Here is a 22,461-nt window from a genome sequence, read left to right on the forward strand (position 1 = left end):
ATGAGTGACGACGCCCCCGCCAAGATCCCCAACGCCGGCAAGAAGGCCAAGGACCTCAACGAGGTCATCCGCTACACGCTGTGGTCGGTCTTCAAGCTGAAGGACGTGCTGCCCGAAGACCGCGCCGGTTACGCCGACGAGGTCCAGGACCTGTTCGACCAGCTCGCCGCCAAGGACATCACCGTCCGCGGCACGTACGACGTCTCCGGACTGCGCGCCGACGCCGACGTCATGATCTGGTGGCACGCCGAGACGGCCGACGAGCTGCAGGAGGCGTACAACCTCTTCCGCCGCACCAAGCTCGGCCGCGCCCTGGAGCCGGTCTGGTCGAACATGGCGCTGCACCGCCCCGCCGAGTTCAACAAGGCGCACATCCCGGCGTTCCTCGCCGACGAGACGCCCCGCAACTATGTGAGCGTCTACCCCTTCGTGCGCTCGTACGACTGGTACCTGCTGCCCGACGAGGACCGTCGCCGCATGCTCGCCGACCACGGCAAGATGGCCCGCGGCTACCCGGACGTGCGCGCCAACACCGTCGCGTCGTTCTCCCTCGGGGACTACGAATGGCTGCTCGCCTTCGAGGCGGACGAGCTGTACCGGATCGTGGACCTGATGCGGCACCTGCGGGCTTCCGAGGCGCGGATGCACGTGCGCGAAGAGGTGCCGTTCTTCACGGGGCGCCGCAAGTCTGTCGCCGACCTCGTGGCCGGCCTCGCCTGAGCAGCACGGACGAAGGGGCCGCAGCCAGAGCACCGGCCCAGAACATCGGCTGCGGCCCCTTCGCGTACGGGTTCAGCGCGCCTCCGGCTCCGCGCGCGGTGCGCATTCCGAGCGGGGGGTCCTCGGGGTGCGGCCGGTCAGCATGTACGTGTCCACGTGCTTGTTGACGCACTCGTTCGGGCCGCCCGCGATGCCGTGCGTCCCCGCGTCCCGCTCCGTGACGAGCGCGGAGCCGGCCAGCCTGCGGTGCAGTTCGACCGCGCCCTTGTACGGGGTCGCCGCGTCCCGCTCCGCCGCGAGGATCAGCGTGCCGGGCAGCGCACCCGGCGCCGTACGGACGTCCACGGGCTGCTGCCGGGGCGCGGGCCAGTAGGCGCACGGCAGGTTCATCCAGGCGTTGTCCCAGGTCTCGAAGGGCGCCAGCCGGGCAAGCGCCGAGTTGTCGCGGTCCCAAGTGGCGAAGTCCCGGGGCCAGTTGCCGGAGTCGTTGCACTCGACGGCGGTATAGACCGCGTTGCTGTTCTCGTTCTCCACGGCCGCCTGCGGCTTCGGCGCGGCCAGCTCGATCAGCGGCTCCGGGTCGCCCTTCAGATACTTCGACAGGGCGGTGGCGCTGCGCGGCCAGTAGTCGTCGGAGTACCCGGCCTGCAGGAACGCCGACTGCAGCTGCCCGGGGCCGACCTTCCCGCCGGCCGGTTTGCGGGCGAGCCGGTCGCGCACCTTCTCGTAGCTGCGCTGCACCGCGCGGGCCGACGTGCCCAGGCCGTACGTCTTGTCGTGCTCGGCCACCCAGCCGCGGAAGTCCGCCCAGCGCGCCTCGAACGCCAGGGACTGGTCGAGGTTGTTGCGGTACCAGATCTGCTTCGGGTCCGGGTTGACCGCCGAGTCGAACACCATGCGGCGCACGTGCGAGGGGAACAGCGTGGCGTACACCGCGCCGAAGTACGTCCCGTACGAGGCGCCCATGAAGTTGAGCTTCTGCTCGCCGAGCGCCGCCCGCAGCACATCCAGGTCACGGGCGTTGTTCAGCGTGTTGTAGTGCCGCAGGTCCGCGCCCGCGTTCCGCTCGCAGCCCGCCGCGTACGCCTTCGCCTGCGCGATGCGCTTCCGCTTGTGGGCGCGGTCCGGGTGGGTCGGCTCCTCGCTCGGGGCCTTCGCGAACTCCTTCGGGGCCTGGCAGGAAAGCGGTGCCGAACGGCCCACGCCGCGCGGGGCGTAGCCGACGAAGTCGTAGGCCTTCGCGATGCGCCGCCACTCCGGCAGGCCCGCCGCCAGCGGCCAGTACATGCCGGAGCCGCCGGGGCCGCCCGGGTTGAAGACGAACGCGCCCTGCCGCTCGGACGCCTTGCCCTTGGCCTTGACGCGGCTGACGGTCAGCTCGATCTTCTCGCCGTCGGGCTTCGCGTAGTCGAGGGGCACGGTCACGGTCGCGCACTTCACGGAATCCGGCAGGGCCTCCTCCTTCGGGCACGCCGCCCAGTCGAGCCCGGCGGCCGCGGCGCGCTGCGCGGCCTCCGCGGTGCCGCGCGCCTCCGCGGTCCGAGGAGGCGCGGGGGCGCCGGACGCGGGGGCGGCGACCAGGGAGGTGAGGACCAGTGAACCGGCGAATCCGTACAGCAGTGGCGCACGCATCGTGCTGGGGAGTCCCTTCGGGCGGCGGCAGAACAGAAGGGATCCTTCGGCGGGCGGTCGGCGAAGTAAAGCAGCGCCGCGCCCGGCGGCGGCTATTGACCCTGACGAGTCAGCGCGCGGGGCCGGGTCAGCTGCCGGGGGGTCAGCCCCCGCCCCCGCAGCCCCCTCCGCCACCACCACCGCCCCCGCCGCAGCCGCCGCCTCCGCCCCCGCCCCCGCAGCCGGACCCGCCCGAGGACCCGCCGCAGCTCGACCCGCCGCAGGACGAGCCCCCGCACGAGGACCCGTCGCCCCCGCCGCCGCACCACGTCACCGAGGTGTCGCCGATGAACACCACGGGGCCGGCCGTCCCCGCCGAGGCGGTCCTGCTGTTCGCCCGGATCCGCCCGGCCGCCGTCAGCTGGTCGCGCAGCACCGGGTCCGGCGCGACCCGCGGGCCGCCGCACGCCACCAGATGCACCGGGTTCGCGCCGTTGCCCGTGGAGCGGAACCGGCGCAGCGCCCGCTTGCCCGCACCGGTCACCCGCGAACCGATGAGCGCCCTGCACACCAGGCCGACCACCAGCCCCGCGGCGATCACCGGCAGCACGCCGACGATGAACGGCAGGGCGAATCCGGCGCCGTCGAGGGTCGCGAACTGGACGATCGTCAGGACGCCCGCCAGCCACAGGGACACGAACGACAGCGCGGTCTGCATGCCCGCCCAACTCCGCAGCGGCCGCCGCTCGTCCGGCCGGGCAAGCAGCCCGCGCTGCGCCAGGCCGTCCCCGACCGCCTGCGCGGCCGGGCTGCGCATCACACCGATCCGCAGCCAGTGCAGGGCGCCGCTCGGCGCCGCCGCGTGCACGTCCAGGACCGCCTGCTCCACCGGGTGGTACGCCAGGGCCTGCCGCACGCCGACCACTCCGGGCCCGGCGACGGCGAGCCGGCCGTCGGCGTGCATCGCCGTCAGGACCGTGTCCGCGACCCGCCCGGGACCGCCGGCGAGGAACGCCGCCTCCAGCGGGTCGGACACGTGCGGATGGGTGGGCGTGGCCGTCGCACCGGACTTGACCACGGCGATCAGCAGGGCGGCCGCGGAGCCGCCGAGGCCCAGGTAGTAGAGGAGCGTCAGCAGGAGGTACATGGCTCACCGTCCCGTCAGGGCGTAGCGGACACGCCGTACGAAACGGGCCAGCGGGTGCGTGGAGACCGGGGCGGGGCCGGAGCGCTCCAGCCACCAGTCGCTCAACTCCCGCCGTGCTGCGGTCTGTTCGGGGCCGCCTTCGAGGAGCAGGTGCTCGGCGAAGTCCAGCGCGTCGCGCCGGTAGCCGCCGGTCATGGGGCGTTTCGCGGCGTACGCGAAGAACCCGGGCCGGTACGCGTCGCCGAGGATCGCCGGGAGTTCCGGGGCGACCTTCGCGACGACGTCGGCGCGCTTGCCGGTGAGCGCGCGGCTCTGCACGGCGAGCCGCTGCCGGTCGAAGCCCTCGGGCGCGGGCGTGCCCGCGACCAGCGCGGAGAGCAGCGCGGCCTGCGCGAGCGCGAGCCGCTGCCGGGCGGTCTCCGGGCCGGCCTCCGCCTCCGTGGCCGCAGAGTCGGACTCGGGCTCGGGACCCGCCTCCGTGGCCGCAGAGTCGGACTCGGGCTCGGGACCCGCCTCCGTGGCCGCAGAGTCGGACTCGGGCTCGGGACCCGCCTCCGTGGCCGCAGAGTCGGACTCGGGCTCCGGACCCGCCTCCGTTTCCGTGGCAGGCGGGGGTGTACCCGTGCCGAGCGGGGCGCCGGACGGGCGGCCGACGGTGATGTGCTCCGTCGACGTGTAGTCCATGGGGGCCGGGCCGGCGGTGACCAGTTCGGCGGCCCGCTCCGGTGTGGCCGGGAGCAGCCGCCGGGCCGCGCCGGCCGCGACGGTGCGGCGGATCGCCTGCAGCTCCCGCTCCAGCTCCTCGGGCGCCGGGAAGTTCTCGTCCCGCTCAAGCAGCACCCCGGGCGGGCTGACCCGCGAGGCCAGTTCGGCGAGCACGTCGAGGACCGGCTGCGTGACCGGGTGGGCGTGGCTGTCGTGCCACACGCCGTCCCGCTCGAACCCGCCCGCCACGTGCACGTACGCGATGGCCTCCACCGGCAGCCCGTCCAGCGCGGCGCACGGGTCCTCGTCCCGGTTGACGTGGTTGGTGTGCAGATTGGCGACGTCGATCAGGAGCCGTACGCCGGTCCGGTCCACCAGGTCGTACAGGAACTGGCCCTCCGTCATCTCCTCGCCCGGCCAGGCGATCAGGGCGGCGATGTTCTCCAGGGCGAGCGGCACCGGCAGCGCGTCCTGCGCGATCCGGACGTGCTCGCACAGCACGTCCAGGGAGTCCTTGGTGCGCGGCACCGGCAGCAGATGCCCGGCCTCCAGGCGCGGCGACGCGGTCAGGGCGCCCCCGGCCCGTACGAACGCGATGTGCTCGGTGACCAGCGGCGCACCCAGCGCCTCGGCGCGCTCCGCGAGGGCGCTGAGCCGGTCCGGGTCGGGCCGCTCGGCGCCGCCGATGCCGAGGCCCACGCCGTGCGGGACGACGGTGACGCCGCGCTCGCGCAGCCGGGTCAGGGAGTCCGGGAGGTGGCCGGGGCACACGTTCTCGGCGACGACCTCCACCCAGTCGAGCCCCGGCATCCGCTCCACGGCCTCGGCGATCTCCGGGCGCCAGCCCATGCCGGTCCCCAGGTGTGCTGTCTGCTGCATGTCCCCCTCCTCCGCCGCACCGACGTGTCTCGGCACCACACTGTGCGTGCAGTTCTCATGGCCCCGGCAGCCGCTGCCGAACCCATGGACTGGGACGTTCAGAGGTTGATTTGAGGTTTCACCCAGCCGTACGCCGATCGAGCCGTACGCCGATCGGGCCGTACGCCGATCGAGCCGTACGCCGATCGGGTACTCAGGCTGCGCCTCCTCGCTGCGGCATGCTCAGTGCGGCAGGTCCGACGGCTTCGGCCGGGACGTGAACGACTGCTCGCCGCTCGGTGTCGCCGGTACGGGGTCGGCGGGCAGCGGGCCCGAGGGCGGCGGCGGTCCGGTGGGGCTGGCGGTGGCCTGGTTCGCGGCCTCGGCGGCGAGGGCGTCGAAGTCCACGAGCCCGGTGGACTCCAGCATCGTGATGTGGTCGAGCACGGTCTGGTTGGCGTCGCTCGCGAGCTGCCGGACCAGGCTGTTGCGGGTGGTGTGCCGCACCTGCGCGATCAGCGAGAACACCTTGCCGTGCGAGTTGCGCAGAAGGTTCGCGAACTTCCGCTGGTACGTGGTGCCCTGCGCGGCGGTCAACTCGTCCAGCCAGCCCTGCTGTTGCTCGCTGGGCCGGTTCGGCAGTTCGAGGCCGAGCTGCGCGGCGACGCTGCGCACCCGGCGGTCGAGGTCGGCGTGCCCGACGACCAGGTGGTCGCCGGCCGCCTTGATCGCCTCGCTGGGCGCGCGTTCGACGGCCTGCTGGCCTGCGGGGAGTTCCCAGAGCCCGGCGAGCCTGACCTTCACGATGAAGTCCCGGTCGGTCGCCGACAGCGGCCCCCACCGCGTGGCCACACTCGACGCCTCCAGGTCGGCCTCCCCGGTCCCGGAGCGGTCCCCGTACGACCACACGGGGAACGCGAGCGCCCCGAGGGTCGCCACGAGGGCGGCGATGATCAGGACCGTGCCGTTGATCCGTCGGAACAAGTGCCTCGCCTCCCGGGGCGGTTGGACGCTTCTGCAACGGGATACGTAGCGTGTCGCCGGGGTGTTCAACGCGGGGGCGGGGCGGGGGCGGCCCGTGGCGGGTTTGGGGGGTGGGAAGGGGCGGGGTGGGGGAGGAACACGCCCCGCCGACGTTCTCCCGCCGACGTTCTGTGCGCGGGGCCCCGAGGCGGCCCCCGAGGCGGAGCCCGAGGCGGCCCCCGAGGCGGAGCCCGAGGCGGCCCCCGAGGCGGGGTCCGAGGCGGAGCCCGAGGCGGCCCCCGAGGCGGGGTCCGGGGCGGAGCCCGAGGCGGCCCCCGAGGCGGCCCCCGAGGCGGAGCCCCGTGGGGGTCAGGTGTGCAAGGCCGGGTGGTCCGCCACCACCGTGCAGGAACCCGGGGCGATCTCCGTGAACCCCGCGTCGCGCACCACCGGGCGGCCGCTCGTCGTCAGCGTGGGCCAGTCGGCCCGCGGTGCCGTGCGGACCGCGAGGGGGAAGCCGGCCGCGCGCCACCGCTCGCGCTGCTCGTCCGACAGCTCCCACCAGGCGAGTTGGGCGCCGTGCCCCGCCTGGGCCATCGCCTTGCCCGCCGACATGTCGAGGTCGGGGCTGAGCCAGAGGACCGGCTCGGCACGGTCCGGGGCGACCGGCGGCTCCGGGTCGGCCAGGTCGGTGCCGGAGACCTGGAGGCGGGCCAGGTCCTTGGGCCAGCCGTCGAGCGGCACGGGCGGGTAGACCCGCACCTCCGTGTCCTTCCCGGTGACCGTGATGCCGGGCAGCGCCTCCGCCCGCCGCCACTCGGCGCCGCGCGCTCGCCGGACCACCTTGCGGATCCGGGCGTCCTGCCAGTCCCGTACCGCCTGGGCCCAGATCCCTTCGCCGAGGGCGCGCTCGTCGGCGAGGAGGGTCAGGACGGCGCGGGCGGCGGTCTCCAGGGCGTCGGTGCGGGGCGGCGGTGCGGCCTTCTCGATGCGGACGACGAGGGGCAGCACGAACTGCGGGGCCTCGTCGCGGTCCTGGGCGGGCTCGGCGGACGGGGCCCCCGGCTCGGCGGACGGGTTCCCGGGCTCGTCGGAGGGAGTCTCGGGCTCGGCGGACGGGTTCCCGGGCTCGTCGGAGGGAGTCTCGGGCTCGGCGGACGGGTTCCCGGGCTCGTCGGAGGGAGTCTCGGGCTCGCTGGAGAGGTTCTGGCTGCTCACTCCGTCCAGTGTGCCAGCGGGCACCGACAACCCTCCCGCGGGGAGCGGCCCCGCCGATAGAGTCGGCCGTGCCCTCCCGGACCGGAGGGCCACACCGGCGTACCGGCGTACCGGCCGGTCGACCAGAGCAGAACCGGGGGTTCGGATGAAGAGCGAACTGTTCGCCTCGCAGAACATGGCGCAGCCCGCCACGGCGCCGGGCATGAGCCTGCAGAACTCGAAGTCCGTCAAGTACGTGGTGAACGGCGAGATGCACGCCCGCCAGGGCTCGATGATCGCCTTCCGCGGCAATCTGCAGTTCGAGCGCAAGGGGCAGGGCGTCGGCGGCATGCTCAAGCGGGCGGTCACGGGCGAGGGCCTGGCGCTGATGGCGGTGCGCGGCCAGGGCGAGGCGTGGTTCGCGCAGGAGGCGGCCAACTGCTTCATCGTGGAGATGGACCCGGGCGACTCGCTGACCATCAACGGCCGCAACGTCCTCTGCTTCGACCCCACCCTGTCGTACGACATCCAGACCGTGAAGGGCGCGGGCATGGCCGGCGGCGGGCTGTTCAACAGCGTCTTCACCGGGCAGGGCAAGCTCGCCGTGATCTGCGAGGGCGACCCCATCGTGATCCCCGTCAGCCAGCAGGCCCCGGTGTACGCCGACACCGACGCCGTGGTCGGCTGGAGCTCCCAGCTGCACACCTCGCTGCACCGCTCGCAGAGCTTCGGCTCGATGATCCGCGGCGGCTCGGGCGAAGCGGTCCAGCTGATGCTGCAGGGCGACGGCTTCGTGATCGTGCGCCCCAGCGAGGCCGTGCCGCACAAGCCCGGCCAGAACTGAGCCCGTCGTGCGGCTCTCGAACGTCGGCCGGCGGTACGGACTCCGCGGGCCCTGGGTGCTGCGCGGTGTCGACCTCGACGTGCCCGGGGGCGCGCTGCTGCGCGTCTCCGGCGCCAACGGCAGCGGCAAGTCGACGCTGCTGCGGCTGCTCGCCGGGATCGACGCGCCCAGCGAGGGGCGCCTCACCGGCCGGCCTCGCACCGCGTACGTACCGGAACGCTTCCCGTCCGCGCTGCCGTTCACGGCGCTCGGCTACCTCACCCACCTGGGCCGGGTGCACGGACTGCGCGGCCCGGTCGCCGCGGACCGCGCGCTCGCCTGGCTGGGGCGCTTCGGCGCGGACGGGCACGCGGGTACGCCGCTGCGCGAGCTGTCCAAGGGCACCAGCCAGAAGGTGGCCGTCGCCCAGGCGCTGCTCGCCGAGCCGGAGTTGCTGGTCCTGGACGAGGCCTGGACCGGCCTCGACGCCGAGGCGCGCGCCGAACTCGACCTTGCGGTGCGGGAGTTGACATCCGCAGGGGCGAGCGTCGTGTACGTCGACCACGACCCGCGGCGCCTCGCGGGCGCGGCGGACGCCGCCTACCGGGTCGACGGCACCGCCCTGGTCCCCGACGCCGCCGGGCCGTCGGAGCCCGCACCGCGGGTCACGGTCCTCGCCCGCGGCCGCGCGGGGGTCCCGCTGCCCGCCGGGCTCCCCGCGGGCGCGCACGCGGAGGTCGACGCGGCCGGTACGGCCCGCCTCACAGTCGCGGCGTGCCACTCGGACGCGGTCCTGCGCACCCTGCTGCACGCCGACCCGCCGTGGCACATCCGCGCGGTGCGGGAGCCGGAGGCGGTACGGGTTCCGGAGGCGGTACGGGTTCCGGAGCCGGTGCCGGCCGCCCCGGACCTCGTGCCGGGTCCAGACCCCGTGCCGACGGCCGCCGAGGACCTGTACCGAGAACCCGTACCGAGGACCCGTACCGAGAACCCGTACCGAGAACCCGTACCAAAGACCCGTACCGATGACCGTCGAGGACCTGCGCCCGTGACCGCCGAGGACCCGCACCTGTGACCGCCCTGCTCCGCTACCAGGCCGCCCTGCTCCTGCGCTCCCAGCGCTGGCTGCCGCCCCTGCTGCTCTACGCCGTCCTGGTCGCCGTCGGCGCGCGGGCCGGGGACCCGGTGCTCGACTCCCTCGGCTACGCGGCCGCCGCGCTGCTGCCCGTCGCCGCGTGGCTGGCGCGGATCTGCGCCACTCAGGAGCCGCCCGCCGCCCGCCAGGTCACCGCCGCGGCCGCCGGGCCCGCGCGGGCGCATCTCGCCGCGCTGCTCACGGCGTCGGGCGGCGCGGCGCTGCTCGGGGTGGCGGCCGGTGCGCTGGTGGTGGCGATGAGCGACTGGCACAGCACGGGCCGCCAGGTGCGGATCGACCCGCTGCCGATGGTCCTCGCAGCGCTTCTCGCGGTGGCGGTCTGCACGCTGGTGGGCACCGCCGTCGGTGCCCTGTGCACCTGGCCGCTGCTGCGCAGCCCCGGCTGGTCCGTCACGCTCACGGCCCTCCTCGCGCTGCTCGCCGTGGTGACGACGGGCTCGCCCGCGCGGGCGGTGGTGTGGGGCCTGATCACCGGATCCCGCACGGGGACGGTGCCGGTGCTCGTGCTGCCGCTGGCGGGGGCGGTGGGGGCGGCGGCCCTCGCGGCGGCTGCGGCTTGCGGGCTCAGCTCACGGCGTACATGAGCCCGGTGCACGGCGTACGTGAGCTCAGTTCACGGCGTACCTGAGCTCAGTTCACGGCGTACGCGAGCTCAGTTCACGGCGTACGTGAGGGGGCGGCGGCGGAACCGCCGGACGGGCGGCCCGGCGCTTCTTCCGCTCCCTGCGCCCGGATCAGCTCCGAGACCCGTACGAACCGATAGCCCCGCTCGCGCAGTTCCGGCACGACCTTGCGGACGACCCTCTCCGTCGTCGGCGCCGCGCTGCGCGTGCAGTGCAGGACGACGACCGAGCCGGGGCGCACCCCGCGCAGCACCTCCTCCGCGACCGCGTCCGCGTCCGTGGCGAAGGCGTCGCCGCTGACGACGTCCCACTGCACGGCCGTCACGCCCGCCTGGGCGACGTTGCGCAGGGCCGAGCGGTCGTAACAGCCGCCGGGGAAGCGGAAGTACGGCATCGCGTTCTCGACGCCGACCTTCTCGAACGCCCTGAACGCCCGCTCCACATCGGCCCGCATCTTCTCCGGCGCGATGGTCGGAAGCCCGTAGCAGTGCGAGGTGAACGCGTAGTGGCTGTACGAGTGGTTGGCCACCTCGAACAGCGGGTCCGCGTCGATCGCGCGGGCCTGGTCCGGGTACTCCTCGGCCCACCGCCCTGTCATGAACACGGTCGACGGCACCTTCAGCCGGCGCAGCGTGGCGATCAGCTCCGGGTTGTCGAACCGTTCACCCTTGGCGGCGCGCGGTCCCTGGTCGGCGGTCATGTCGGCGTCGAAGGTCAGCGCGACGGTCTTGCCGCCGTCCCGCTTCCCGCTCTTGAACACGGGCGCGAGCCCCTCCGGTCCGGGCGCGAGCGTCGGCGGCCGGGCGTCGGCGGAGGCGCGCGGAGAGGCCGGGGCGGAGGGGCGGTCCGGGTCGGGTGCGGAGTCCTGGCCGGTACCGCAGCCTGCGGTGACGGCAGCCAGGACACCGAGGGCGGCGAGTCTGCGTACGGGAACGGTCACCGGGCGAACATAGCGCCGCAAATGCGACTATGTGCCCAGCCGCACCGCGGAGGTGAGGGAGCGTCACGCCGAGAGGTCACCCGCTGAGTCCGCCGGGCTGCTGCCATCATGACGCCATGACGCAGCACACCGAGGAGCTACGCCAGGCGGGGCAGGCCCACACCACGGACTGAGGCCGGAGGCGCGCGCACCATGGATGAACGCGAGTTGCTCGAACGGTCCGGCGGGCCCGTCACCCGCACCCGGCTGCGCGACGACCTGGCCGCGCTCGGCCTCCGGCCCGGCGACACCGTCATGTTCCACACCCGGATGTCCGCCATCGGCTACGTCGCCGGAGGGGCCGGCACCGTCATCGACGCCCTCCTGGACGCCGTCGGCCCGGCCGGCACCCTGATGGTGACCTGCGGCTGGAACGACGCCCCGCCGTACGGCTTCCGCACCTGGCCGCGCCCCTGGCAGGACGCCGTACGCGCCGAACACCCCGCCTACGAACCGGAGTCGAGCGAGGCGGAGCACGACAACGGGCGGCTGCCCGAGGCCCTGCGCCGCAGGCCGGGCGCGCTCCGCAGCCGGCACCCGGACGTCAGCTGCGCCGCCCTCGGCCCGGCGGCCGCCGAGCTGACCGCCGATCACCCGTGGGACGACCCGCACGGCCCCGGCAGCCCGCTCGCCCGCCTCGTCGCCCGGCGCGGCCGGGTCCTGCTGCTCGGCGCCCCGCTGTACACCCTGACGCTGCTGCACCACGCGGAAGCCCTCGCCGACGCCCCCGGCAAGCGGTACGTGACGTATGAACAGCCCGTCCTCGCCGAGGGGCGGCGGGTCTGGCGGCACTTCCGCGACATCGACTCGACCGACGGCGCCTTCGACTACGCGCCCGTGGTGCCCGAGGGGCAGGACCCGTTCGAGACGATCACCCGGGCCCTGCTCGCGGCGGGCCTCGGCCGCAGCGGGCGGGTCGGCGCCGCCGAGAGCCACCTGTTCGAGGCGGAGCAGGTCGTCACGTTCGCGCGGGAATGGATCGAGCGGAAGATCGGCGGCGGTCGGGGAATCGGGGGGAATTCCGGCGCCGAGTAATGCGTCGGCTGCCGGGTAAAATGACGGTAATTCGCTGCTGTCGCCGCAGGCCGCCGCTAACCGGCAGCAATCGCCGCCAACTGCCGCAATCACCGCCGTCGCCGCCTCCGTACCCATACCCGTACGTCTAAGAATTCCGCGCCCACCCGGACGGAAGTGGTGTGCCATGGATCCCTGGCTGATCTGGTTGATCGTCGCAGCCGTCCTGGCCGTGGCCGAGATTCTCACGCTCACGGCCGCCCTCGGAATGCTCAGCGCGGCCGCACTCGTCACGTCGGCCACCGCCGCGCTCGGGCTGCCCCCACCCCTTCAATTCCTCGTCTTCGCCGCCGTGTCCGCCGTCACCCTGCTGTTCGTGCGCCCCCTCGCGATGCGGCACCTGAACCGGCCCCAAGCGGCGCGCTTCGGCGTGGATGCCCTGGTGGGGAAGGCTGCGTACGTCGTCGCGGAGGTCTCGGCCGCGGGCGGCCGGGTCCGGATCGACGGTGAGGAGTGGACGGCCCGCGCCTTCGACGAGACGCTGGTGATTCCTCGGGGAAAGACCGTCGACGTCATGGAGATCAGCGGCACCACCGCATTCGTCTACCCCCGGGACTGAAGCCATGGAGATTTCCGCGTTCCTCATCGCCGGACTCATCGTCGCGCTTCTCGCGATCTTCACCGTCGTACGAGCGGTACGGATCATTCCGCAGGCCCGCGCCCGGAATGTCGAACGGCTCGGCCGCTACCACCGCACCCTCAACCCGGGCCTCAATCTCGTCATCCCGTACATCGACCGCGTCCACCCGGTGATCGATCTGCGCGAACAGGTCGTCTCCTTCCAGCCGCAGCCCGTCATCACCGAGGACAACCTCGTCGTCGAGATCGACACCGTGCTGTATTTCCAGGTGACCGACCCGCGCGCGGCTTTCTACGAGATCGCGAATTTCCTGCAGGCGGTCGAGCAGCTGACCGTCACCACGCTGCGCAACGTGGTCGGCTCCATGGACCTGGAGAAGACCCTCACCTCCCGCGACACCATCAACAGCCAGCTGCGCGGCGTGCTCGACGAGGCCACCGGCAAGTGGGGCCTGCGCGTCAACCGGGTGGAGATCAAGGCCATCGACCCGCCGCAGACCATCAAGGACGCGATGCAGAAGCAGATGCGGGCCGAGCGCGACAAGCGGGCCGCGATCCTCGGCGCCGAGGGCCAGCGCCAGTCGCAGATCCTCACCGCCGAGGGCGACAAGCAGGCCGCCGTGCTGCGCGCCGAGGGCAACCGCACGGCCGCGATCCTCCAGGCGGAGGGCCAGTCGCGGGCCATCGACGAGGTCTTCCAGGCCGTGCACCGCAACGACCCCGACCCGAAGCTGCTCGCCTACCAGTACCTGCAGACGCTGCCCCAGCTGGCCCAGGGCGAGGGCAACAACTTCTGGGTGATCCCCAGCGAGATCACCTCCGCGCTGCAGGGCGTCTCCAAGGCGTTCAACGTGGAACTGCCGCAGTCGCCCGCGACCCGCGAGAAGCCGTCCGACGACATGGCCGCCAAGGCCGCCGACGACACGGCCCAGGCGGCGGAGGCGGCCGCCGAGGCGGTCGCGGACGCGGCGAAGGCGGAGCGCCCCTGACGCGTGAGCGACACGCGGACGGCCCGCGTCCTCCGCTGCGGAGACACGGGCCGCCCGCGGGCGTGGAGCGCGTCAGTGGTGCCAGGGGCCGGTCACCGCGAAAGTCGTGCCCGGGTTGTAGCAGTTCACGTACATCGTGTCGTCGTCCGGGGAGAACGTGACGCCCGCGAACTCGCCCCACGCGGGCTCCTCGGGCGTGCCGATGTTCTGCCGGCCGCGGGCCATCGCGTAGACCTCGCCGCGCCGGGTGAGGCCGAAGACGTGCTGCGCGCCCTCGCCGTCCTCCGCGACCATCAGGCCGCCGCTGGGCGCGAGGCAGATGTTGTCCGGCTCCTCGCCGGGGAGCTGGAGGTCGGTGTCGGGGCCGAAGACGAGCACGAGGGTGAGGCTGCGGGACGACGGGTCGTACCGCCAGATCTGGCCGTAGTGGTCGGCGGCCGAGCCCTGAGCGCTCTTGGCGAAGCTGGAGACGAAGTAGACGCACTTGCCGCCCCAGTAGCAGCCCTCCAGCTTCTGGGCGTGGGTGATCCCCCGCGGCCCGAAGTCCTGGAACCTGATGGGCGTCCCGGCGGCCAGCGGGTCGGGCACGTCGACCCACTCGATGGCGTCGAAGCGCGCGCCGGTCTCCTGGATCCGGGACAGGTCCGCGACCCCGGGCACCCGCATGGCCTGCAGCTTCCCGCCCGCGCGCAGCGAACCGAGGCCGCCGCCCGGCTTGTTCGGCAGGAAGCGGTAGAAGAGGCCGAACGGCTTGTCGAAGGCGTCCTCGGTCTCGTAGACGACGCCGTGGCGCGGGTCGACGGCGATCGCCTCGTGCTGGAAGCGGCCCATCGCGGTGAGGGGTACGGCGCCGGAGCGGCGCGGGTCGGCCGGGTCCACCTCGAAGATGAAGCCGTGGTCCTTGGTGTAGCCGTTGGTGCCGGCCTTGTCCTCGGTCTCCTCGCAGGTCAGCCAGGTGCCCCAAGGGGTGGGCCCGCCCGCGCAGTTGACAGCGGTGCCGGCGATGGCGACCCGCTCGTCCACCACGTTGTTACGCCGGTCGAGCGCGAGCGCCGTACAGCCGCCCTTGCCCTCCGGGTCGTACGTGAGGCCCTCGACCGTGGGGACGGGGATCTTCCCGTTGGCCCGGTTCTCGTGGTTGCGGACCAGGTGGGTGCCGCCCCTGCGGCCGCGGAAGGCGGCCATGCCGTCGTGGTTGCTGGGGACCCGGCCCTCGCCGGAGCGCAGCGCGTCGCCCTCGCGGGACAGGACCTTGTAGCGGAAGCCCTTCGGCAGGTCGAGCAGGCCGTCCGGGTCGGGCACGAGCGGCCCGTAGCCGGCCCTGCCGCGGGCGGCCGCGGTGCCGGCGAAGAGCTCCGAGAAGGCGCCGGTGAAGGCGATGCCGACGCCCAATGCGCCGGTGCCTGCCAGGACTTGGCGTCTCGTCGCGGAGGGTCGTGCGGTCTGTCGTGTTTCGGACATACGGGCAACTCCCTGCTGGCGGACAGGAATACGACCCGCTGTGTGTATCACGCAGCTGCCGCTCCGGGAACCACGCGCGTAGAAGGCGACGGCCTGTGTCGTACCGCCCGGAGCCCTGCGCGCCGCCTCAGCCCTCCTGCGCGCCCGGGATCTTGCGGGAGTCGCGGGCCAGGGCCGTGAGGCGGGAGATCGCGCGGAAGTACTTCTTGCGGTACCCGCCGTTCAGCATCTCCTCGCTGAACAGCCGGTCGAAGGGCAGCCCGGAGGCGACCACCGGCACCTCACGGTCGTAGAGCCGGTCGGCGAGGACCACAAGACGCAGCGCCGTCGACTGGTCGGGCACCGGCGTCACCCCGGTGAGGCAGACCGCCGCGAGGCCGTCGGTCAGCGCGCCGTAACGGCTCGGGTGCACCTTCGCGAGGTGTTCGAGCAGGTGTGGGAAGTCGTCGAGCGAGGCCCCTTCGGTGGCGTACGCGACCTTCGTGACGCGGTCGTCGGAGTACGGCGGCGGCGCCTCGGGCAGGCCGCGGTGGCGGTAGTCCTCGCCGTCGATGCGCAGGGCGCGGAAGTGCGCCGACAGGCCCTGGATCTCGCGCATGAAGTCGGCGGCGGCGAACCGGCCCTCGCCGAGCTTGCCGGGCAGCGTGTTGGACGTGGCGGCGAGCGCCACGCCCGCGTCGACCAGCTTGCCGAGCAGCGTGGACACGAGCACCGTGTCGCCCGGGTCGTCCAGCTCGAACTCGTCGATGCAGAGCAGCCGGTGCCCGGAGAGGGTCTGCACGGTCTGCTGGAAGCCCAGGGCGCCGACCAGGTTGGTGAGCTCCACGAACGTGCCGAACGCCTTCAGCGCGGGCTCCGCCGGGGTGGCGTGCCACAGCGAGGCGAGCAGGTGGGTCTTGCCGACTCCGTACCCGCCGTCCAGGTAGACGCCGCGCGGCCCGGCCGGCCTGGCCTCGGCCTTCCGCGAGAACCAGCGCCTCTTGCCCGAGCCGGTGGCGTGCGCCCCGCCGAGCGTCCCGGCGAAGCCGCTCAGCACCTCGACGGCCTCGGCCTGGCTGGGCTGGCCGGGGTCGGGGACGTACGTCTCGAAGCGGGCCGACTGGAAGCGCGGCGGCGGCACCATCTCGGCGACCAGACGGTCGGCGGGGACGTGCGGCGCGCGGGCGCAGAGGGACAGCGGGGACGGGTCCGCTATCGGGCTCGTACCGGCTGGGGCGGAGGAGGCAGGGGAGGTCGACACAACTCTTAACTCTAGAGGCCGTGCGAGACTGCGGGACATGCGCAGCCTGTTCCCTGTGACCGACCAGACACCGGCAGGGGGCCCCGAGGCCGCCTCCGCTCCCGCCCTCACCGGCGTGCCCGACCGAGCGCCCGCTCCCACCGCGGACCGAGCGCCCGCCCCCACCGCGGACCGAGCGCCCGCCCCCACCGCGGACCGAGCCCCCGCCCCCACCGCGGACCGAGCCCCCGCCCCCGCCGACGACCGCGAGTGGAGTCTCGACGAGCTCGCCGACTGGTACGCCTACCCCGAGACGGACCGTCCCGTCCTGCGGGCCAACATGGTCTCCACGCTCGACGGCGCCGCCATGCACGAGGGCCGCTCGCAGCCCATCTCCTGCCCCGCCGACATGCGGATCTTCGGCACGCTCCGCGGCCTCGCGGACGCGGTCGTGGTGGGCGCGGAAACGGTACGGCAGGAGGAGTACCGGCCCGCCCGCGCGCGGGACGCCTTCGCCGGGCGGCGCGCGGCCGCCGGTCAGGGGCCCGCCCCGGCCATCGCGGTGATCAGCGCGAGCCTCGACCTGGACTTCTCGCTCCCGCTCTTCACCGAGCCGCTCGTGCCGACCCTCGTACTGACCGGAGCCGCCGCCTCCGCCGAGCGCCGGGAGGCCGCCGAGAAGGCCGGTGCCCGCGTGCTGATCGCCGGGGAGGGCCGGGGCGTGGAACCCGGGCGGGTCGTCGCCGCGCTGGCCGGGCAGGGGCTGAAGCGGCTGCTCACCGAGGGCGGTCCGACGCTGCTCGGGCAGTTCGTGGCCGCCGACGTCCTCGACGAGCTCTGCCTCACCGTGTCGCCGATGCTCGCGGCGGGCGACGCCCGGCGGATCGCCGGGGGACCGCGGATGACCTTGCCTGAACGGTTCGCGCTCGCCTCGGTGCTGGAAGAGGACGGGTTCTTGTTCACCCGGTACCGCAGGCCCTGACATTCGGCGGAATTAGCCGTTCCGTTTCGCTTCGGCTGGGCACACTGAGACATGCAGCGAGCCATGCAGCGAGACATGCATGGCGACATCGAGACATGCATGGCGACATGCAGGCGTCGTGCCCGCGGGGAGCGCACTTCTCACGGGCACCCGGCCAGAATGTCGGTCAGGATGTCGGTCAGGATGTCGGTCAGGTTGGATTCCGCAGGGGCTCAAGGCCCCCGTATGGAGAAGGGCGCCCGCCGTGTCGTACACGAGCGTTTTGATGATCGAGAAGCCGCTGTCGTCCGTCGACGTGGAGTTCGTCACCACGTTGCACGGCGACGAGACGGTCTCCTTCGTCGTCCTCATGCAGCCGCGCGGCGACCAGGACCGGCTCCTCCGCGCCCTCGACGACGTCGCGCTCGGCGAGCTGGAGGACGCCGTCCACGAGGGCGACGAACCCGAGGGCGAGGACGCCACCGGACCCGCCCGCCTCGGCCTCGAACACTCTCTGAAGTCGCTGCGCGAGGCGGGCTGCGAAGCGGTCGGCCGGCTCGTCGAGGACCATCCGATCGAGGTCCTGAAGACCGTCTCCGAGGAGACCGGCGCCGACGAGGTCATCGTGCTGACCGCCCCGCACTACGTCGAGGAGTTCTTCCACCGCGACTGGGCCTCGCGCGCCCGCCACAAGGTCGGCGTCCCGGTGCTCAAGCTGTACGCGCACAGCGAGTAGGCCTCCGGGTGGTGCTGCGTACGCGGTCGGGCAGCGAGTGGGCCTCCGGGTGGTGCTGCGTACGCGGTCGGGCAGCGAGTGGGCCTCCGGGTGGTGCTGCGTACGCGGTCGGGCAGCGAGTGGGCCTCCGGGTGGTGCTGCGTACGCGGTCGCGCACAGCCCGACTACGCTGGGCCTGCCCCCGACCCGGCGCGGGGGCGCGGCCCCGGGACACGGCGGCCGACCCCGGACCGCCAGCCCGCCCAGGAGACGTACATGACCCCCGGCCTGCCCCCCGCCATGGACCGACCGCACTTCATCGGCATCGGCGGCGCCGGAATGTCGGGCATCGCGAAGATCCTCGCCCAGCGCGGCGCGAAGGTCGCGGGCAGCGACGCGCGCGAGTCCGCCACCGCGGAGGCGCTGCGCGAGCGCGGCGCGACCGTGCACATCGGCCACGACGCCGCCCACCTCGCCGCGGACGCCTCCGCCGTCGTCGTCTCCTCCGCGATCCGTGAGGACAACCCCGAGCTGGCCGCCGCCAAGGACCGGGGCGTCCCGGTCGTGCACCGCTCGGACGCGCTGGCCCGGCTGATGGACGGCCTGCGCCCCATCGCGGTGGCGGGCACGCACGGCAAGACCACCACCACCTCGATGCTCGCGGTGTCGCTGTCCGCCCTCGGCCTCGGCCCCTCGTACGCCATCGGCGGCGACCTGGACGCACCCGGCTCCAACGCCCACCACGGCGAGGGCGAGATCTTCGTCGCCGAGGCGGATGAATCGGACCGCAGTTTCCACAAGTACGCGCCCGAGGTCGCCATCGTCCTCAACGTCGAGCTCGACCACCACGCCAACTACGCGTCCATGGACGAGATCTACGAGTCCTTCGAGACCTTCGCCGACAAGATCGTCCCCGGCGGCACCCTCGTCATCGCCGCCGACCAGTCCGGCGCCGCCGAACTCACCCGCCGCGTCCGCGAGCGGTCCGACGTCAAGGTCGTCACGTACGGCGAGTCCGAGACCGCCGACGTCCGCATCCACAAGGTCACCCCGCGCGGGCTGACCAGCGAGGTCACCGTCCTCCTCGGCGGCAAGCTGCTCACCTTCACCGTCTCGGTGCCCGGCCGGCACTACGCGCACAACGCCGTCGCCGCCCTCGCCGCCGGAGTCGCCCTCGGCATCCCGGCCCACAACCTCGCCTCGGCCCTCGGCAAGTACACCGGCGTCAAGCGCCGCCTCCAGCTCAAGGGCGAGGCCGCGGGCGTCCAGGTCATCGACTCGTACGCGCACCACCCCACCGAGATGAACGCCGACCTGGACGCGATCCGCGGCGCGGTCGGGGACTCCCGGATTCTCGTCGTCTTCCAGCCGCACCTCTTCTCCCGCACCCAGGAGCTGGGCGTCGAGATGGGGCAGGCGCTCGCGCTCGCCGACGCGTCCGTGGTCCTCGACATCTACCCGGCCCGCGAGGACCCGATCCCCGGCATCACCAGCGCACTCATCATCGACGCGGCCCGCACCGCCGGCGCCGAGGTCACCCCCGAGCACGCCAAGGACGCCGTCCCGGACGTGATCGCGGGAATGGCCCGCCCCGGCGATCTCGTTCTCACCATGGGAGCGGGCGACGTCACGGACCTCGGCCCGAAGATCCTGGACCGCCTGTCCAACTGAGCTGCACTGAGCTGTATTGAGCTGCATTGAGCTGTACTGAGGGGAAGCCCAGCCATGACGTACGACGTCGAGAAGCCCGACGAGCAGTGGCGCGAGGAGCTGAGTGCCGCGGAGTACGCGGTCCTGCGCCAGGCCGGCACGGAGCCCGCGTTCACCGGTGAGTACACGGACACCAAGACCACAGGCGTCTACTCCTGCCGCGCCTGCGGGGCCGAACTGTTCACGTCCGGGACCAAGTTCGAGTCCCACTGCGGCTGGCCGTCCTTCTACGACCCGAAGGACTCGGACGCCGTAGAACTGATCGAGGACCGCTCCCACGGCATGCTCCGCACCGAGGTCCGCTGCTCCCGCTGCGGCTCCCACCTGGGGCACGTCTTCTCCGGCGAGGGGTATCCGACGCCCACGGATCAGCGGTACTGCATCAACTCGATCTCCTTGCGGCTGCAGGCGGACGGGGAGTAGGCCGGAAGGCCTCCGCCGCGCCGCGTACGGGCGGTCGGTTCCCTGTCGTCGTCAGGACAGCGGGCACGGTCGTCCGACCGTGCCCGCTGCCTCCGGTACGGCTACTTCTCGCCCTTGCCGGGGCCGCCGCGCTTGTTGCTGAGGCGGACGGTGACGCCCTCGTCGGCGTTGTCGGCCGTGACCTCGTGCGGGCCGCTCACCCGGTCGTCGGGCAGGACATAGCCCTCGGGGACGTCCGTCTCCTGCAGGTAGTACGCGCCGAGCGGCAGCTCGTCGAAGTCGCAGCGGCCGCGTGCGTCCGTGGCGCAGCCGTTGCCGATCCGGGTGTCGCTGCTGGTGCCCGAGGTCTGCAGCCCCGGCTGCTCGTTGCTCTCCCGCCACAGCTGGAACACCGCGCCGCCGAGCGGCTCGCCGTCGCTCTTGTCGGTCTTGACGACGTGCAGCGCGCCCGTCGGCTCCGGCGCCTTGGCCGCGGTGTTGGCGGCGGTGACCGCGACGCCTTGGGGCGCGTTGGCGTCGGTGAGTTCGAGGGGGCCGAAGACTGCCGGGTCGGGGAGTTCGTAGCCTTCGGGGGCCTGGGTTTCGCGCCAGTAGTAGGTGCCTGTCGGGACCGTACGGCTGCAGCTTCCCGCGCTGTTTGTCGTGCAGGTGTTGCCGACCTGGGTGTCCGGGTCCGGGCCGGTGGTCTGGAGGTCTGCGGCGCCGTTGGTCTCGCGCCACAGCTCGAACTCGGCGCCGGGCAGGGGGGTTCCGGTCTCCTCGTCGGTCTTGTGGACGCGGACCTCGCCGGTGGTGAGGTTGTTCGCGGGGGTGTTGGCGGCGGTGACCGCGACGCCTTGGGGCGCGTTGGCGTCGGTGAGTTGGAGGGGGCCGAAGACTGCCGGGTCGGGGAGTTCGTAGCCTTCGGGGGCCTGGGTTTCGCGCCAGTAGTAGGTGCCTGTCGGGACCGTACGGCTGCAGCTTCCCGCGCTGTTTGTCGTGCAGGTGTCGCCGACTTGGGTGTCCGGGTCCGGGCCGGTGGTCTGGAGGTCTGCGGCGCCGTTGGTCTCGCGCCACAGCTCGAACTCGGCGCCCGGCAGCGGCGCCCCCGTCTCCTCGTCCGTCTTGCGGACCTCGACCCCGCCCGTGTTCTGCGGGGTGCGGCAGTCCGGCAGGTCGCCCTCGAACGGGTAGCTGTGGAATTCCTCGCCGCCGCCACCGGTCCCGGGGGAGGTGTGGGTGAGCGAACCCGTCGTGAAGAAGCGGCCGTTGAGCCCGCTGATGCTGACCGTCGACCGGGACGCCTGGTTGCCGATCAGGAAGCTGCCCTGCATCTGGCCGGAGCCCGCGATGTTCACGGTGGACGCGTCCGGGAAGTTCCACAGCAGCCGGTTGCGCAGCTGGTTGAGCGGGTGGCTGTCGTCGAGGCTGCCGCCGTACGTGCTGATGGTGCGGTTGTCGCCCAGGATGTTCACCAGGACCGTCGCGTCCTCGGGGATGCCCTCGAAGACGATGTCCTGGTCCGAGCCGGTGGGGCTCGTCATGTCGAAGTCCACGTTGAACACTTGCAGTGGGGACGTACCGTCACCGGTGAAGCGGGTCTCGTAGCCGTTGTTGACGGCCGTGCCGGTGGGCGTGCGCGTTCCACCCGCGGGGTGCGCGTAGCACTGGCTGGCCACGGAGAGTTCCCCCCGCAGCCCGGTGTACGGGGTCGCCGCGGCGTCGTCCTGTTCCAGCGTCGAGTCGATCGTGCCGGTCGCGGTGCCCGCGTAGCGGGTCACACCGTCCTCGGCGAGCAGGCGTTCGCCGTCCGCCACGCTGACGTCGCCGCCCGTCGTCAGCCAGTCGGCGCCCACGGGCGGGGCGACGCGGGAGCCGACGCCCGCCTCACCGACGTTGTAGACGCTGCTGCCTCCCGCGTCCTTGTCCTGGTCGAAGTCGCCGAGCGCGACGACCCTGCCCTCGGCCTCCGCCGCTCGTCCGCGCACCAGGAAGTCGTCGCCGACGTAGATGTTGATCGCGTTGTCTCGGTACTCGATGGGGCTGTTGTTGACCGGCGGATACGTGTCCGGGCAGGTGCCCGGCACGCACGGGCCGAGCCCGCCGGGCAGCGGGGCGGCTTGGGCGGCGGCTCGAGGAGTGGTGGCGTTGGCGTTGGCGTTGGCGTGAGCTGGGGGCGTGGTGGTGGTGTCGGCGTGGGCGGCCGTCGCCGTCAGCGGCGCGCACAGCAGGGCGAGGGCCCCGCAGGCCGCGGCCGTGGAGCGGGCGGACGCGGTGGAGCGGCCGGATGCGCTGGAGCGGCCGGATGCGGTGGAGCGGGCGGATGCGGTGGAGCGGGCGGATGCGCTGGAGCGGCCGGATGCGGTGGAGCGGGCGGACTCGCGTGGGCGGAGTCTGCCCGGAAGGGCTCCCGTCGTTTCCGTCGCCTTCTTGGGACGTGAGAGTGACCACATGCCGTAAAGGAGATATCTCGGGCGATCGGAAGTCCGGCTCATCGGCCAAGTGGCGCGCTGCTGCCACCGGAAGCGGTGAGGGGTGGGGGACCGGATGGGCGTTCTCGCAGTTGCGG

The 22,461-nt window shown here is 73.1% G+C and carries 19 protein-coding genes and 1 pseudogene; 11 read left to right on the top strand and 9 right to left on the bottom strand.

Annotated features, from left to right (window positions below; all coding sequences use genetic code 11):
• A complete protein-coding gene (gene hemQ, locus QIS99_RS25240) occupies positions 1 to 720 on the top strand; it encodes a hydrogen peroxide-dependent heme synthase (protein ID WP_282515936.1) in 720 nt (239 codons plus the stop codon).
• A gap of 72 nt (positions 721 to 792) precedes the next feature.
• Here hemQ and QIS99_RS25245 read toward each other — a convergent pair whose 3' ends face one another.
• The 5 genes from QIS99_RS25245 to QIS99_RS25265 all read right to left on the bottom strand — a co-directional run bounded on the left by QIS99_RS25245 (position 793) and on the right by QIS99_RS25265 (position 7,222).
• Positions 793 to 2,352, bottom strand: a complete 1,560-nt coding sequence (locus QIS99_RS25245) for an alpha/beta hydrolase (RefSeq protein ID WP_282515937.1) — start codon at positions 2,350 to 2,352, stop codon at positions 793 to 795.
• 142 nt (positions 2,353 to 2,494) lie between these two features.
• Positions 2,495 to 3,478, bottom strand: coding sequence for a TIGR04222 domain-containing membrane protein (locus tag QIS99_RS25250; protein ID WP_282515938.1), 984 nt, complete (start codon positions 3,476 to 3,478; stop codon positions 2,495 to 2,497).
• A 3-nt stretch (positions 3,479 to 3,481) separates the two neighbouring features.
• Positions 3,482 to 5,062, bottom strand: a complete 1,581-nt coding sequence (locus tag QIS99_RS25255; protein WP_282515939.1) for a multinuclear nonheme iron-dependent oxidase — start codon at positions 5,060 to 5,062, stop codon at positions 3,482 to 3,484.
• 222 nt (positions 5,063 to 5,284) lie between these two features.
• Positions 5,285 to 6,025, bottom strand: coding sequence for a DUF4142 domain-containing protein (locus QIS99_RS25260; protein ID WP_282515940.1), 741 nt, complete (start codon positions 6,023 to 6,025; stop codon positions 5,285 to 5,287).
• A 348-nt stretch (positions 6,026 to 6,373) separates the two neighbouring features.
• Positions 6,374 to 7,222, bottom strand: coding sequence for a peptidyl-tRNA hydrolase (locus QIS99_RS25265; RefSeq protein ID WP_282515941.1), 849 nt, complete (start codon positions 7,220 to 7,222; stop codon positions 6,374 to 6,376).
• Between the two features lie 145 nt (positions 7,223 to 7,367).
• Here QIS99_RS25265 and QIS99_RS25270 point away from each other — a divergent pair, with 145 nt between their 5' ends.
• From QIS99_RS25270 to QIS99_RS25280, 3 genes and pseudogenes are all read left to right on the top strand, one after another.
• Positions 7,368 to 8,045, top strand: coding sequence for an AIM24 family protein (locus tag QIS99_RS25270; RefSeq protein WP_282515942.1), 678 nt, complete (start codon positions 7,368 to 7,370; stop codon positions 8,043 to 8,045).
• Between the two features lie 7 nt (positions 8,046 to 8,052).
• Positions 8,053 to 8,949, top strand: a pseudogene (locus QIS99_RS25275) (ATP-binding cassette domain-containing protein); the annotation flags it as partial.
• A gap of 146 nt (positions 8,950 to 9,095) precedes the next feature.
• Positions 9,096 to 9,764: an ABC transporter gene (locus QIS99_RS25280; RefSeq protein ID WP_282515943.1), complete on the top strand. Its 669-nt coding sequence runs from the start codon at positions 9,096 to 9,098 to the stop codon at positions 9,762 to 9,764.
• Positions 9,765 to 9,837: 73 nt separating this feature from the next.
• Here the strand turns inward: QIS99_RS25280 and QIS99_RS25285 are convergent, their stop codons facing one another.
• A complete protein-coding gene (locus QIS99_RS25285; protein WP_282515944.1) occupies positions 9,838 to 10,743 on the bottom strand; it encodes a polysaccharide deacetylase family protein in 906 nt (301 codons plus the stop codon).
• Positions 10,744 to 10,935: 192 nt separating this feature from the next.
• Here QIS99_RS25285 and aac(3) point away from each other — a divergent pair, with 192 nt between their 5' ends.
• The 3 genes from aac(3) to QIS99_RS25300 all read left to right on the top strand — a co-directional run bounded on the left by aac(3) (position 10,936) and on the right by QIS99_RS25300 (position 13,424).
• Entirely contained in the window at positions 10,936 to 11,817 is an 882-nt protein-coding gene (gene aac(3) / locus QIS99_RS25290) for an aminoglycoside 3-N-acetyltransferase (protein WP_282515945.1), read from the top strand.
• Between the two features lie 166 nt (positions 11,818 to 11,983).
• Positions 11,984 to 12,415, top strand: a complete 432-nt coding sequence (locus QIS99_RS25295) for an NfeD family protein (RefSeq protein ID WP_282515946.1) — start codon at positions 11,984 to 11,986, stop codon at positions 12,413 to 12,415.
• 4 nt (positions 12,416 to 12,419) lie between these two features.
• Positions 12,420 to 13,424, top strand: coding sequence for an SPFH domain-containing protein (locus tag QIS99_RS25300; RefSeq protein WP_282515947.1), 1,005 nt, complete (start codon positions 12,420 to 12,422; stop codon positions 13,422 to 13,424).
• 72 nt (positions 13,425 to 13,496) lie between these two features.
• On the opposite strand, the gene QIS99_RS25305 is transcribed toward QIS99_RS25300, so the two are convergent.
• A complete protein-coding gene (locus tag QIS99_RS25305; protein ID WP_282515948.1) occupies positions 13,497 to 14,885 on the bottom strand; it encodes an alkaline phosphatase PhoX in 1,389 nt (462 codons plus the stop codon).
• 127 nt (positions 14,886 to 15,012) lie between these two features.
• Entirely contained in the window at positions 15,013 to 16,164 is a 1,152-nt protein-coding gene (gene zapE / locus QIS99_RS25310) for a cell division protein ZapE (protein ID WP_282515949.1), read from the bottom strand.
• Here zapE and QIS99_RS25315 point away from each other — a divergent pair.
• From QIS99_RS25315 to msrB, 4 genes are all read left to right on the top strand, one after another.
• Positions 16,163 to 17,086, top strand: coding sequence for a pyrimidine reductase family protein (locus QIS99_RS25315; protein ID WP_282515950.1), 924 nt, complete (start codon positions 16,163 to 16,165; stop codon positions 17,084 to 17,086). The genes zapE and QIS99_RS25315 overlap by 2 nt on opposite strands.
• 265 nt (positions 17,087 to 17,351) lie before the next feature.
• On the top strand, positions 17,352 to 17,801 hold the full coding sequence (locus tag QIS99_RS25320) for an indole-3-glycerol phosphate synthase (RefSeq protein WP_282515976.1): 450 nt from the start codon (positions 17,352 to 17,354) through the stop codon (positions 17,799 to 17,801).
• Between the two features lie 255 nt (positions 17,802 to 18,056).
• On the top strand, positions 18,057 to 19,451 hold the full coding sequence (murC, locus tag QIS99_RS25325; protein WP_282515951.1) for a UDP-N-acetylmuramate--L-alanine ligase: 1,395 nt from the start codon (positions 18,057 to 18,059) through the stop codon (positions 19,449 to 19,451).
• A 54-nt stretch (positions 19,452 to 19,505) separates the two neighbouring features.
• Positions 19,506 to 19,913: a peptide-methionine (R)-S-oxide reductase MsrB gene (gene msrB / locus QIS99_RS25330; protein WP_282515952.1), complete on the top strand. Its 408-nt coding sequence runs from the start codon at positions 19,506 to 19,508 to the stop codon at positions 19,911 to 19,913.
• Between the two features lie 101 nt (positions 19,914 to 20,014).
• Here msrB and QIS99_RS25335 read toward each other — a convergent pair whose 3' ends face one another.
• Positions 20,015 to 22,345, bottom strand: coding sequence for a choice-of-anchor A family protein (locus tag QIS99_RS25335; protein ID WP_282515953.1), 2,331 nt, complete (start codon positions 22,343 to 22,345; stop codon positions 20,015 to 20,017).
• Positions 22,346 to 22,461 lie beyond the last annotated feature (116 nt).

Origin of the sequence: Streptomyces solicavernae, from assembly GCF_029968095.1 — a bacterium.
Classification (GTDB): domain Bacteria; phylum Actinomycetota; class Actinomycetes; order Streptomycetales; family Streptomycetaceae; genus Streptomyces; species Streptomyces solicavernae.

Bases quoted from the DNA above. Each gene is read 5' to 3' on its own strand.
- hemQ (WP_282515936.1), top strand. From the start codon at position 1: ATGAGTGACGACGCCCCCGCCAAGATCCCCAACGCCGGCAAGAAGGCC.
- QIS99_RS25245 (WP_282515937.1), bottom strand. From the start codon at position 2,352: ATGCGTGCGCCACTGCTGTACGGATTCGCCGGTTCACTGGTCCTCACC.
- QIS99_RS25250 (WP_282515938.1), bottom strand. From the start codon at position 3,478: ATGTACCTCCTGCTGACGCTCCTCTACTACCTGGGCCTCGGCGGCTCC.
- QIS99_RS25255 (WP_282515939.1), bottom strand. From the start codon at position 5,062: ATGCAGCAGACAGCACACCTGGGGACCGGCATGGGCTGGCGCCCGGAG.
- QIS99_RS25270 (WP_282515942.1), top strand. From the start codon at position 7,368: ATGAAGAGCGAACTGTTCGCCTCGCAGAACATGGCGCAGCCCGCCACG.
- QIS99_RS25295 (WP_282515946.1), top strand. From the start codon at position 11,984: ATGGATCCCTGGCTGATCTGGTTGATCGTCGCAGCCGTCCTGGCCGTG.
- QIS99_RS25300 (WP_282515947.1), top strand. From the start codon at position 12,420: ATGGAGATTTCCGCGTTCCTCATCGCCGGACTCATCGTCGCGCTTCTC.
- QIS99_RS25305 (WP_282515948.1), bottom strand. From the start codon at position 14,885: ATGTCCGAAACACGACAGACCGCACGACCCTCCGCGACGAGACGCCAA.
- QIS99_RS25315 (WP_282515950.1), top strand. From the start codon at position 16,163: ATGCGCAGCCTGTTCCCTGTGACCGACCAGACACCGGCAGGGGGCCCC.
- zapE (WP_282515949.1), bottom strand. From the start codon at position 16,164: ATGTCCCGCAGTCTCGCACGGCCTCTAGAGTTAAGAGTTGTGTCGACC.
- QIS99_RS25320 (WP_282515976.1), top strand. From the start codon at position 17,352: ATGATCGAGAAGCCGCTGTCGTCCGTCGACGTGGAGTTCGTCACCACG.
- murC (WP_282515951.1), top strand. From the start codon at position 18,057: ATGACCCCCGGCCTGCCCCCCGCCATGGACCGACCGCACTTCATCGGC.
- msrB (WP_282515952.1), top strand. From the start codon at position 19,506: ATGACGTACGACGTCGAGAAGCCCGACGAGCAGTGGCGCGAGGAGCTG.
- QIS99_RS25335 (WP_282515953.1), bottom strand. From the start codon at position 22,345: ATGTGGTCACTCTCACGTCCCAAGAAGGCGACGGAAACGACGGGAGCC.